Below are 12,998 nucleotides of genomic sequence, written 5' to 3' on the forward strand. Positions count from 1 at the left end.
AACGTGCGCTTCCACCCCGTCATTGATCCAGTGAAACAATTTCTTCCGCCTCAACCACCAATCGATCGCCTACGGAAGCCCGACCGCTTCCAAGAATATAGCCCCGCCGACGCTTGATCACTTCAAAATAGAGATCAATTCGGTCCCCAGGCTTGGCCAAGCTGTGGAATCGAATTCCATTGAGGTTAGTCAGGTATGAAATGCCTTTTTTATCAATCGCAGCGAATGCCGCTAATTGTGCAAGCGACTCCACAATCAACATAGGAGGCATGTATGGATTAGTGTCTGTAATGAACCACTCACTCCAGGTGACAAGCTTGTATCCCTTCGCCCATTGCGACGTTTCGTACCCGGTCACGCCATCCAACAGAAGAAATGGGTACCGGTGCGGAAGCACATCCGGGATATGGATTAGCTCTTCGCTCACAGGCTTATTCCCCTTCCCACTTGCGAACAGCAAGGCAGACGTTGTGCCCTCCGAAACCAAACGAATTGCTAATCGCCGCGCGGACCTCGCGTTCCTGATATACATGCGGCACAAAATTCAATTCAGGAGCTTCAGGATTGTCGCAATTGAGTGTTGGTGGTACTTTGCTGTGAATCATGCTCTGCACAGTCGCAATTAATTCGACTGCCCCTGCACCGCCCATTAAATGGCCAGTCATGGATTTAATAGACGATATCGCCAAATGGGGGGCATGCTCCCCGAATACTTTTTGAATAGCGTTAATCTCCATACGATCATTAAATGGCGTACTCGTACCGTGGGCATTGACATAGTCGATTTCCTGCGGTGTCAAGCCGCCATCCTGCAGTGCGATGTTGATCGCTTCTGCCGGACCGGAGCCAGAGGGATCTGGAGCCGTGATATGATACGCATCAGTTGTGCATCCGTAACCCACAACTTCGGCCAGAATGGTGGCTCCGCGGTTCAAAGCATACTCCAACTCCTCCAGCACCAAGACTCCTGCTCCTCCACCGATGACGAATCCATCGCGATCCACATCAAACGGACGACTGGCCTTCTGTGGCTCTTCATTACGTCTGGAGAGAGCATGGATATTCGCAAAAGATGCCAGATCAAGCTGACTAAAATTGGCTTCTGCTCCACCAGCAACCACAACATCAGCCGTGCCGTACTGAATCGTACGTAATGCCTCACCAATGGCATTACTTCCTGTGGCACAAGCCGTAACCACAGCAAAAGAAGGCCCCTTTGCTCCAATAGCAATGGAGATTTCACCAGGTGCTGAATTAATCATCATCGAGGAAACAAAATAAGGAGAAACTCTTTTGGGACCAAGCTTTGTTAATTTCCCATAGTTCTCCTCTATAACGTCGAGGCCGCCTGCTCCAGAGCCGACAATAACCCCCACGCGACTTGCATTCCGCTCATCAATCACCAATTTTGATTGCTCCACTGCCTGCCGGGCAGCCGCCAAAGCAAACTGAGTGAACTGTGCGACTTTATTAGCTTCCTTCTTGCTCATATATTGCAATGGGTCAAAGCCCGTAACCTGTGCACCGATCTTTGTCGGAATGTCCGCTGTATCGAAAGCAGTGACAGGTCCGATTCCGCTTTTTCCTTCCAACAGTGAATTCCAGAAATCCGTAAGATTAAGCCCGACCGGCGTTACGACTCCCTGTCCAGTCACTACAACACGTCTTCTCACTGTATCCACGTCCTTCGTTGAAATTAATTCTTGGAAGCCTGTTGCTCGTAGAGAGGAAAGTCGCCATACACATGACTGATTTTTTCATGCACATCCGCAAGATCAGCATATACCTCGACGACCACAAGCTTGTTCTCCTGATACTTTTGCCAAGCAAGCTGAAGCTGTTCCCGTGCCTCTCCCTTACTCCGAATTGCAAGGCTTTCCACAAACTCATACTGGGGAATTTGAATTCCTGTCTTGGCCGCCTCAGAAACAAACGGGAGGGACTGCCCTGTGAGATGTTTATAATTCATCTGATTCTGCAACCAACCATAGCCACCATTATTGAGTACGATATAGATTAACGGTATTTGATACTCCACCGCCGTCATAAAATCCGAACAGAAGAGATTGAACGCACCGTCACCTACGAGTGCTACTACTGGACGTTGTGTTGCCACGCTTGCTCCCAGAGCAGCCGCCGCACCGAATCCAAGACTCGTTTGATCACTAGGAACAATCGAAAGAGAACCGTGGGCAAAGCGAAAATATGGATAAAAATAGGACCACATATCCTGCAATCCATTCTCCTGAAGAAGCACCAGATTTTCAGGGAACTCCGTCTGAATCATGTCCAACAGCTCAGGAACGTGGATTCCAGGGGTCTTTTTCAGCTCTTCCAAATAAATAGCCCTGTGAGAAAAAGCCTCCTGTTTACAGCTCCTAATCGTTTCAAGCCACATTCCATCAGGCTCCTGCCCGCGCCGTTCAAGCCACTGCTCCACCGCTGCATATCCATCACCAAGCACCTTGATACCCCTGTACTCGTGTGAAAAATCTTCCAGATTTACATTGACTTGAATCAAAGGTGTATCCTGTAGCAAAATATCCCACTCAAAAGTAGCCGTTTCTTCCAATCGACTGCCCAGTGTGATTACCACATCAGATTCCTTCCAGATTTGTCTTAGGCTGAGATCCGTATAGAGTCCCGCAACACCACAGAAGAGTTCGTGGTCTTCATCAACTACACCCCGTCCCGAGGCGGTTGCGAACAAGGCCGCTCCATGTTGGTTAGCAAACCGCTCAATCACATCACCTGTACCTGACTTCATTCCGCCTCCGACTAGAATGAGTGGTCTGCGGGCATTCTCAATAATTCCCCACGATGCATCCAACTCCCGACGAGACGGAGAGCACGACAGCTTTTCTGGTGGGGTAAACTGAAGCCCTGTTGGCACAGGCTGGTCCATCAGGTTTTCAGGGAGTTCGATATAGACAGGACCCGGTGCTCCATTGATAGCCAAAAAGGCAGCCCGCTCCATCGCCCATACAAGCCGATCCACATGCTCCACACGATAAGCCCATTTTACGAGCGGCTTTACGAGTGAGATTTGATCCGCTTCCTGAAAGGATCGGGTACCCAGCTTGTCTCCTCCAGTGCCGAGCGCCAAAAGTAAAAGCGGAGCGCCCAGGTTCTTTGCTTCCAGTAGCCCTGTAAGTGTATTACTGAGTGCAGGGCCTTTTCCGACAACACATACGGACATCTGGTTGGTTGTGAGTGCATAACCTGCTGCCATGAACACAGCATTGCGTTGATCCTTGCACAGAATAAAATCCATACCGGATGAGGGGAGTGACGATACGATTTTGAGATCATCACTTGGTAATCCAAAGAGATGCTGAACCCCAGCCGATTTTAAGTAGCCAATGATGGCATCCCAAGGGAACAAACTCGCAGTCATACCAAACTCCTCTTTTCCGACAAATATTCTGCGACAATTTCTGAAATCAAGATCGGCTTCGAAATGAGCTTAAAATCGTAAAAAATATAGTTCGACATCGTGCCATAGCCACCAAAAGGCTTATTGCCTTGATCCACATCCTCAAGCGTCTGATTAATGGTCAGCGTGTGCTTCTTTCGCAGAACGTCCGCCAGGTGACTAGACCCGTATAAGCTGCAACCCATTGCTCGTTCACTGAAATAACTGGAGGAAATACGCTTGATCAGCTGCTCGTCGTCTCGGTAGCTAACCACGTTGAAGACCGGTGAAAAATACTCAATAATCTCCAAATCCTGATCTAGCTCGCTATATACAACCGTTGGCTCCATCTTTTTCGTACGGAAATCAATGCCACCGCCGTAGATAATAAACTTATCGTTCGTATTAAAATATTCAGAAACCGAGTTCAGCGCATCTTTATAGAAAATAGGGGAATAGTTTGCGTTCGGATCATCGTTGGCTCCAAACACAAGTTGGTCAAGCCGTTGAATCAGCAGATCTTTGAAATGCTCACTCACCTCTTGATGTACCAGAATGATGTCGGGTCCCAGGCAGTCCTGTCCTGAGTTGAACAGTCTCATTCGGATTACATCGGTAACCGCCAGTTCCAGATCGGCATCGGGTCCGATGACGAAAGGATTGATCCCTTGTCCATAGAAGATGTAGAGTTGGTCTTTTCGGATTTGTTTTTTGATCTTCTCCGCATTGACATAGCTCCCGGTGAACACCACAATATCAGCTGGCATAACCGAATTTTCCATAAAAACCCTTTGACTGACCTTACGAATATAGATGGGTAATCCGTGTACAGCCTGAAGCTTTTCATGCAGCATGTTGACGTACTCGTTTACGTGAGAAGAAGGGCGAAAGTCTATATTTTCAACGTACAGGGACGGAATCAGGAGGTATAATGCATAAGAGTACAAAATGACGTTGGAAGGCATAAATACAGCCATAGATCGTTGCCAGCTTGGCTGATAGGTCTGCACTTCTTGCAAAGCACCTTGAAGTGTGAGGATTGTGGAATCAATTTCTGCATTGGCAGCCCGATAGGATGAAAATTGTGTGAGAATATCCATCACTTCCTGCCGATTTTCAATCAAATAATTGAGGCACTTCAGGATCGATTCATGCCTTTCCAAAAACAGCGTGTTTTCTGCCAGCTCCGGATTCATACTCATGGCACATTCTCCCTTTCTCTCATTAAATTTTGGTAAAATTTTTCATTATGCTTTGCGAGAAGCAACTTTCTGCAGGGCGGTGCTCTCCATCTCCAGCCGATCTACTTTTCCATTGCGATTTAAAGGAAAATGGGCGAGCGGAAGCAAAAGATCGGGGAACATGTAGGAAGGAAGTACCCGATTCATCTCTTTGCGGAGCACAGGTAAAACCTGCGAGGATTCGCTTTCGATGAATGCAACCAGCAATGTCCCTTTAGCCTCATCCTCCAAGGTGATCACGCAGGATCGGTAACCAAGCGAACCAATCCGGTCCTCAATATAGACCGGAGATACCATGTAGCCCATCCGGTTGACCGTCTTACCGCTGCGACCAATAACATACAGCATTCCGTCATCCAGATAGCCCAGATCCCCCGTCTTGAACCAGCCGTCCTGTAGAACGGATTGCGTCAGGTCTGGACGATTTAGATAACCTTCCATGCATCCAGCACTGCGTATCCACACTTCGCCTACGATACCGTCCGCCTGCTGGTTGCCTGTAGAATCTAGTATTTTCAGATCCACACCAGGTAAGGGTAGGCCACAACCCTTCGGACACTCTAGCGTCCCCAGCGTAACGTTGCCCAGTTCAGAAAGGCCGTAACCATTCAGCAGAGGCTGTCCAAATATGTTGTTAAATTTCTCTTCGAGGTCTTGGGTAAGTGGGGAACCGCCTACGCACCACATGCGCACCGGAGCTTCCTTGACCATTTCCAGTTGTTCGGGTTTTCGGTTTAGCATACGCAACAAGGTGTAAAAAGCAGAGGGGTTAGCGTCTACGACCGTCGCCCGGTCTTTCGTAATACTTGCAATGACGCTCCAGAGGTTTTTGGGATTGCAGATGATGAGAGAACATGAGGTTAACCACCAGGAGAAGATAAGTGAGATTCCATAAAAATGAGAGAAAGGCACAACGGGGAGCATATGGTCAGACGGTAGGTAGTTCATGGCGTGTATGGAATGCCTGATATTCTCCATAAAAGCTGAACCAGCTTTCACGATCCCCTTGGGTTTTCCCGTCGTACCTGAAGAATACAGAATGAGCGCATCTGGCCTCTCGCACCACTTGTTAAAGTTGAGGGCTTCAAGCTTTGGCTCTCCCACCCAATCCGGGTGTACTGCTTCTTCTTGAATCAGATCTTGAATCAGAATAACGAGAGCATAAGGAAGTTCTAGATCGGAATCCGTAAGGATGCAACAGGCACCCGCTTCATCATAGATTTGGGCCACCTCATCGAGCACAGTCTGCTCGTCCACCACAGTCACCGAAACAGCGATATTGCACAGGGAAAACAGAGACACAACAAACCAATAGGAATTGGCCGCTTTCAGAATCACTCTACCGTCTTCGGGAATTCCTCTGAGCGTCAACATCCGGGAGAAGATCGTAACGTCTCGCTCCAGACGCTCCCTAGTCATAATTCCTTCAGGTGAGATAATACGGCAATCCGTATGCGTAATAAGCACAACGTTCCCTCCTTACATCCCCGTAATATGGTATCCAGCATCTACATGGATAACTTCACCCGTAATGCCTCTCGATAAATGGGAAAATAGGAATAACGCCGTATCTCCGACTTCCGACGTATCAACCGTCTTGCGTAGGGGCGTAGTTTCTTCAATATGTTTGAGCATTGTGTTAAAATCTTTAATGCCATAGGCAGCCAAGGTCCGTATCGGACCAGCGGAAATCGCATTTACACGAATGCCATATGTGCCCAGATCATTCGACAGATAGCGCATGCTGGCTTCCAGTGAAGCCTTCGCCACACCCATAACGTTGTAATTTTTGATCGCTCGTTCTGCGCCAATATACGTCATGGTGACGATACTTCCACCCTCTGTCATCAGTGGGTATACTCGACGGGAGACAGCAGCCAGAGAATAGGCACTGATTTCTTGTGCAACGGCGAATCCCTCACGAGAAGTGTCAACGAACAAGCCATCCAAATCCTCAGCCTTAGCATAGGCGACACTGTGAAAATAACCATGCAACACGCCTACTTTTTCTTTTAGAAAATCCGCCAATGCATCAAGCTCTTCATTGCTTTGAACATTACAAGGACAGACCAGTGCTCCCGGAATGGTTTCAACGAGCTTTAGTACCCGCTCTGCAACCCTCTCATTTTCGTAAGTAAAAATGAGCTGTGCTCCTTCAGCAGCTAAAGATTGAGCTGTCCCCCAGGCAATACTCCTGTTATTAGCCACGCCCATAATCAAAATGTTCTTACCGCTCAGTAGTACTGCCACAGAAACCACCTTTCTTTTTTTACATTTTTAAACAAAATAACAACTTAACTGCGTATGTCTACATTTATAGACATATGTAATCTTTCCTGGAATATTATCGCGTTAATTGCCAAACTTGGATAGGCGACGTTTTAGGCAAATCACAAAATTTATTTTAAAATTTGTGTAACACATCATGCATGCTTTCTGTCATCTCACAAAAAATAGTTGTTTGCTTCTGTTGGTCTGTGTTCAAATCGAAAGGAATACATGGGTGTGAAAAAAGGTAGCGAGGTAAAATAAGATGACTGTCAAAGCGAGTTGAACATAAAATCCTCATATTTTTGTAAATATTTACATTACGACAACGGACTCACCCCACTACCGGAAGTAACCACTTCATTTTCACCAACAATGAGTCTTCCGATTTGAACATCCTGAGTGACCAAGCCAGATTGTATCTAATCTAAGTGTAAAGCCTTAACCTCTATAGACTACGCTTTTGTTTTTTGGGAGCTAAAGTATAGCTAAAGGAGACAACAAAGTCGATTGCCAGAACGATCGCCCATGTTTGCATAATGCCCTCCAAAGACACCGTACGCTGCGGATCATCAACATACACAATGATGGCGAGCAACAAAGCATTACCAATAGCCCAGCCCAAAAGGTGAAGCAACCAACCTATCCGTTCCTCTTTTGCATGAGCAGCACCATACTTGCGTTCAGGCTTGGGTCCCTTACCAAACCAATGGGAGAACCGTACATCCGCCCACTTAATTAACCTATGACCAAATGCTACTGTAATACCAAAATAACAGGCCGCCAAGCCAGTAGCAGTCGTAATCTCCATGCCACTTTTCACCGTGATGAACACCGCAATCAGTAACAGGATATCAATAATGGGGGTAAATAGTAAAAGAAGACCGCCTAATTTCTTCAAGCCAAACATATACCTTGCGATCAAGCCTGCAACAACAAAAACCCAAAATAAAACTTCAGCACTAATAATAAATAAATACATAATAGATGATTCCTTTCAAATTAGAAATTGGTATTCACCTCAACTATCCCCCTTTCATGCCCACTATCATACAATATTATACATAATATTCCTAGTATTTTGTCTATAATTACATAAAAGGAAACAAATAGCCGTTTTTTTCTGAGAAAAACAGTATCTGTTCAGCCCATTTTGTCTTGTTCTCAAAATGGGCATTTTTCATGATATGCTCCCCATAAAGGATTATGATGATCTGAAATGAAAAAAGATGTACCTATGCTAATCAGCACGGGTACATCTTTTTTTACAGATACACTATCCAATTACAATATGCCCTTCGGGACGACGGTACAATGTCTTGGTCGAGCGTGGACGAATAGCATAGGCAATCGTAAGAGGACCAATCCGACCAATAAACATAGTCACACAAATAATCAGCTTGCCTGCGTCAGACAATCCGGGTGTCACTCCTACAGACAGCCCTACCGTTCCGATTGCGGAAGCAGCCTCAAATGCAAGGGAGAGAAATGGGGCATCCTCCGTCATTAAGAGCAGTATAACCACAATCGAGAATATAAATAGGGCCAGTACAATAATGGTCAGCGCCCGCATCATGATATCTTTGGGGACCCTATGGCGGAAAAACACAATTTCCTTCTGTCCTCGCATGACGGCGATTAGCGCACCAACCATAAGCAGAAACGTAGTCGTTTTAATTCCTCCTCCAGTGGAGCCCGGAGAAGCACCGATAATCATCAGCAACATAATAAAAAACTGACTTGCCTGCCTTAGCCCGCTGATATCGACTGTGCTCGTACCTGATGATCTCGTGGAGACCGATTGAAAGACAGCTCCATATACTTTGCCTTCCCAGTTCAGCGCGCCCAAGGTTCGTGCATTGGTAAATTCAAAAACAAATAAAACCAGCGCACCAATCACAATGAGCACTCCCGACACGCTTAGCACCATTTTGGAGTGTAGAGACAGTCTCCGGGTACGGCGAAAATCGAACAGATCGCTAAGTACAAGGAAACCCAAGCCTCCTGATATAACGAGCACAGATGCAATCATATTGAAAACAAAATCTCCAGCGTACTGTTGGAAGCTAGTCCCGAACAAATCGAATCCCCCGTTATTAAAGAGGGATACGGAATGGAATATTCCATAATATATCGCTTGTCCGACAGGCATCTCTCGCATCCACCGCAAAGCTAAGACGACGGCAGCTATCGCCTCAATGGTAAAAGAAAAGATCAACACCTTGCGAATAATACGCACGATCCCTTCCATGCTATCGGCATTAATAGCCTCTTTAAGCAGCAACCGATCCTTTAACGATAATCGCCGCCCCAACAACAGCGCAAACAAGGTCGCTAAGGTCATAAACCCCAACCCGCCTAGCTGCATCAGCACCAGAATGACGGTTTCGCCAAACATCGTATACGTTGAATCGACGTCAACAACGACCAGTCCTGTGACACAAGCGGCTGAGACGGACGTAAAAAGCGAATCAATCCAATGCGGAGCATGTCCACTATGATTGGCAACAGGAAGCATCAGTAACAAAGTACCTAATGCAATAATCAATAAATATCCGATGACCAATATAAAAGGAGGCGATGCGAACCGACTAAGCTTGACGCTGCGTTTCATTAGAGTATTCTCTCCATCCGTTCTTATGAAAAAGAGGAACAAGACACGGGAAGCCCGGCTGATCCTCTATATTCATAATGTTATGTTATTCTACTGTACGGTTACGCATATGCGGGAAAAGCAGCACATCGCGAATGGAAGGCGCATCTGTCAGCAACATGACCAAACGATCGATGCCGATGCCCAGTCCGCCTGTTGGCGGCATACCGTATTCCAAGGCGCGGATAAAGTCATCATCCATTTCATGTGCCTCGTCGTTACCGTGCTCACGTTCCAGCAATTGTGCTTCAAAACGTTGGCGCTGATCGATTGGATCATTCAGCTCAGTGAACGCATTCGCATGCTCACGAGCGACTACGAACAGCTCGAAGCGATCCGTAAAGCGTGGATCTTGTTCGTTTTTCTTGGCCAACGGCGAGATTTCAACTGGATGTCCCGTAATAAAGGTCGGCTGAATGAGCGTTTCCTCTACAAACTGCTCAAAGAATGCATTCAGGATATGACCAAATGTCATATGCGGCTCAACCGGAACCTTATGCTCTTTCGCAAGGCGATGAGCTTCTTCATTACTCATCTGCACGCTAAAGTCTACGCCTGTTACTTCTTTTACAGCATCGACCATGGAAACTCTGCGCCATTGCGGCGTCAGATCCACTTCCTGGCCTTGATATTGAATGTGCTGTGTGCCCAGTACTTCCTGCGCAATATGTGCAACCATGTTTTCCGTCAATTGCATGATATCTTTATAATCAGCATACGCTTCATACAGCTCAATCATCGTAAACTCAGGGTTATGGCGGGTCGAAATACCTTCATTACGGTAAACACGCCCGATCTCATATACTTTCTCCATTCCGCCGACAATTAGTCGTTTCAAATGGAGTTCAATAGCAATACGCATATAGAGCTGCATGTCCAATGCATTATGGTGCGTAACAAATGGCTTCGCTGCCGCCCCGCCAGCAATGGAATGCAATGTTGGAGTTTCAACTTCCAAATAGCCGAGCGAATCGAGATAACGACGCATGGATTGAATAATGCGGGACCGTGTAATGAACGTTTTTTGTACTTCAGGGTTCATAACCAGATCGACATACCGCTGACGGTAACGCAATTCAACATCCTTCAGACCATGATATTTCTCCGGTAATGGATACAAGGATTTGGACAAGACCTCAATATCCAGCACTTTGATTGTCGTTTCGCCTGTCTTGGTCTTAAAAAGCACACCCTTAACACCAACAATATCGCCCAGATCCAAAATACCAAATGCTTTATATTTGGATTCGGGTACCGTGTCTTGACGAACATAAATTTGAATACGTCCACTCAGATCCTGTATATGAGCAAAGCTGGCTTTTCCCATAACACGTTTAGCCATAATACGGCCTGCTATGCTAACTTCAATATTCTTTTCTTCCAGTTCTTCCTTAGTCAAACTGTCATACTTGCTCAGTAGTACGCCCGCTTCAGCCGTGCGTATGTATTTGCGTCCAAAAGGATCAATGCCCAATGAGCGAAGCTCGTCCAATTTGGCACGACGAATTTGCAATAATTCACTTAATTCCTCGCGATTTTCTTGTGTTTCCTGGTTAGTAGTTTCATCCGACATGGTGCTAAATCAGCTCCTTCAATATGAATAGACGGGCCGGGGTCCGTCCGGGTGTAGAGAAAAAAAGCTTCCACAAGGAAGCTTTTACATTAAATTCCAAAGTCCGTGTCTTATTTCTTGATATCCACGATTTTATATTGAATAACGCCTGCTGGAACGGTGACATCCACAACAGTTCCCTTTTTCTTACCGAGAATTGCCTTGCCAACCGGACTTTCATTCGAAATCTTATTCTGTAGCGGGTCGGATTCGGCAGAGCCTACGATAGCATACTCTGTAATATCTCCGAATTCCAAATCTTCAACGGTTACAGTTGCGCCTACTCCCACAACATCGGTGTCAATTTCATCACTATTGATAATGCGGGCATTGCGTAGCATCTTTTCCAACGTAATTACACGGCCTTCAATAAAGGCCTGTTCATTCTTCGCATCCTCATATTCGGAGTTTTCACTAATATCTCCGTATCCGATGGCTACCTTAATCCGTTCAGCCACTTCGCGGCGTTTGACAGACTTTAAGTTCTCAAGCTCATCTTCGAGCTTTCTAAGACCTTCCTGTGTCAGAATGACTTCTTTATCGCTCATCTTAACCGATTCTCCTGTCATGGGAAAAGTTTAAAAGTGCATCGGAATGCACGCTTTCAAAACATAATATGCCACTCTGAGGGAATGAGAACATTTCCTGCTGTTGTCTTGAGAGCTGCACACAATTTGTAGCATACATCAAGATTTTATACTGAACGATTATAGGGCAAGCAATTGGAAAAGTCAATCGCGTGCGCAGGCCGGAACAGTTTCCTTATTGCGCAACAGCAGCAGGAGAAGCAGCGCTTGTAGAAGGCTCATCGTTTTCTACCATGTGCAATTGAGATACAAATTGCTCCAAAATATGTACCATATCATCGCGCTTTGTTTCTTCCATAATGACATCCTTAATACGTGCAGAACCTTTAAACCCCTTGAGGTACCAAGCCAGATGCTTGCGCATTTCACGGACAGCTACCGCTTCACCCTTCAATGCAACCAGACGATCCATATGCAGAATGGCAATGCGGATTTTTTCTTCCGGTGCAGGATCGGGCAACAGCTCACCTGTTTGCAAGTACTCAATCGTACGGTAGAGCATCCATGGATTCCCCAGAGCACCGCGTCCGATCATAACGCCATCACAATTGGTCAAATCCAGCATACGGCGGGCATCTTCCGGTGATGCCACATCACCGTTTCCAATTACAGGAATGGAAACTGCTTCTTTAACTTCTTTTATAATATCCCAATTCGCATGTCCCGTATACAGTTGCTCCCGTGTACGGCCATGTACGCTGACGGCCTGACCTCCGGCACGTTCAACAGCGCGAGCGTTCTCTACGGCATAAATATGCTCGCTATCCCAACCAATACGCATTTTCACGGTAACCGGCTTGCTTACTGATTCCACTACCGCCGATACCATTTCATAAATCTTGTTTGGATCGAGCAGCCAACGAGCACCTGCATCACATTTGGTCACTTTGGGAACTGGGCAGCCCATATTGATGTCAATAATATCTGCATTCGTTTCCTGATCTACGACCTTCGCTGCTTCCACCAAAGATTCGCGGTCTCCCCCGAAAATTTGCAAGCTAAGCGGCTTCTCACGCTCATCTACAAACAGCATCTCGCGCGTACGCTTGTTGCCGTGAATGATCGCCTTATCACTAACCATTTCTGCGCACACCAGACCTGTACCGAATTCCTTGGCGATCAGGCGAAAAGCAGGGTTACACACGCCTGCCATCGGAGCCAGAACGACTTGATTTTTCATTTCAATATCGCCGATTTTCAACATATCTGTTCACCCCTTTAT

At 46.4% G+C, this 12,998-nt stretch carries 11 protein-coding genes; all 11 read right to left on the reverse strand.

Going from position 1 to position 12,998, the window contains the following annotated elements; translation table 11 throughout:
- Positions 1-19: 19 nt before the first annotated feature.
- Positions 20-427, reverse strand: coding sequence for a 3-hydroxyacyl-ACP dehydratase FabZ family protein (locus ACQW03_RS10775; protein ID WP_025721676.1), 408 nt, complete (start codon positions 425-427; stop codon positions 20-22).
- 4 nt (positions 428-431) lie between these two features.
- Complete coding sequence (gene fabF / locus ACQW03_RS10780) at positions 432-1,673, reverse strand: beta-ketoacyl-ACP synthase II (protein WP_025721666.1); 1,242 nt, start codon at positions 1,671-1,673, stop codon at positions 432-434.
- Between the two features lie 23 nt (positions 1,674-1,696).
- Positions 1,697-3,397: a thiamine pyrophosphate-binding protein gene (locus ACQW03_RS10785; RefSeq protein ID WP_071639030.1), complete on the reverse strand. Its 1,701-nt coding sequence runs from the start codon at positions 3,395-3,397 to the stop codon at positions 1,697-1,699.
- A complete protein-coding gene (locus ACQW03_RS10790) occupies positions 3,394-4,617 on the reverse strand; it encodes an aldehyde dehydrogenase family protein (RefSeq protein ID WP_071639029.1) in 1,224 nt (407 codons plus the stop codon). Before ACQW03_RS10790 ends, ACQW03_RS10785 begins: the two co-directional genes overlap by 4 nt.
- Before the next feature lie 45 nt (positions 4,618-4,662).
- Positions 4,663-6,123, reverse strand: a complete 1,461-nt coding sequence (locus ACQW03_RS10795; protein ID WP_071639028.1) for a class I adenylate-forming enzyme family protein — start codon at positions 6,121-6,123, stop codon at positions 4,663-4,665.
- Between the two features lie 12 nt (positions 6,124-6,135).
- Complete coding sequence (gene fabI / locus ACQW03_RS10800; RefSeq protein WP_013308164.1) at positions 6,136-6,906, reverse strand: enoyl-ACP reductase FabI; 771 nt, start codon at positions 6,904-6,906, stop codon at positions 6,136-6,138.
- A gap of 466 nt (positions 6,907-7,372) precedes the next feature.
- The gene (locus ACQW03_RS10805; RefSeq protein WP_025719307.1) at positions 7,373-7,906 is read right to left on the reverse strand and encodes a hypothetical protein; all 534 of its coding nucleotides are present in this window, start codon (positions 7,904-7,906) and stop codon (positions 7,373-7,375) included.
- 294 nt (positions 7,907-8,200) lie between these two features.
- Complete coding sequence (locus ACQW03_RS10810; protein ID WP_071639027.1) at positions 8,201-9,538, reverse strand: TrkH family potassium uptake protein; 1,338 nt, start codon at positions 9,536-9,538, stop codon at positions 8,201-8,203.
- Between the two features lie 85 nt (positions 9,539-9,623).
- A complete protein-coding gene (gene lysS, locus ACQW03_RS10815) occupies positions 9,624-11,150 on the reverse strand; it encodes a lysine--tRNA ligase (protein ID WP_029514639.1) in 1,527 nt (508 codons plus the stop codon).
- A gap of 110 nt (positions 11,151-11,260) precedes the next feature.
- The gene (greA, locus tag ACQW03_RS10820) at positions 11,261-11,737 is read right to left on the reverse strand and encodes a transcription elongation factor GreA (RefSeq protein WP_013308160.1); all 477 of its coding nucleotides are present in this window, start codon (positions 11,735-11,737) and stop codon (positions 11,261-11,263) included.
- A 214-nt stretch (positions 11,738-11,951) separates the two neighbouring features.
- Entirely contained in the window at positions 11,952-12,980 is a 1,029-nt protein-coding gene (gene dusB, locus ACQW03_RS10825) for a tRNA dihydrouridine synthase DusB (RefSeq protein WP_441949652.1), read from the reverse strand.
- Between the last annotated feature and the right edge of the window lie 18 nt (positions 12,981-12,998).

Source organism: Paenibacillus sp. DRB1-1, assembly GCF_052119485.1.
Taxonomy (GTDB): Bacteria; Bacillota; Bacilli; order Paenibacillales; family Paenibacillaceae; genus Paenibacillus; species Paenibacillus polymyxa_B.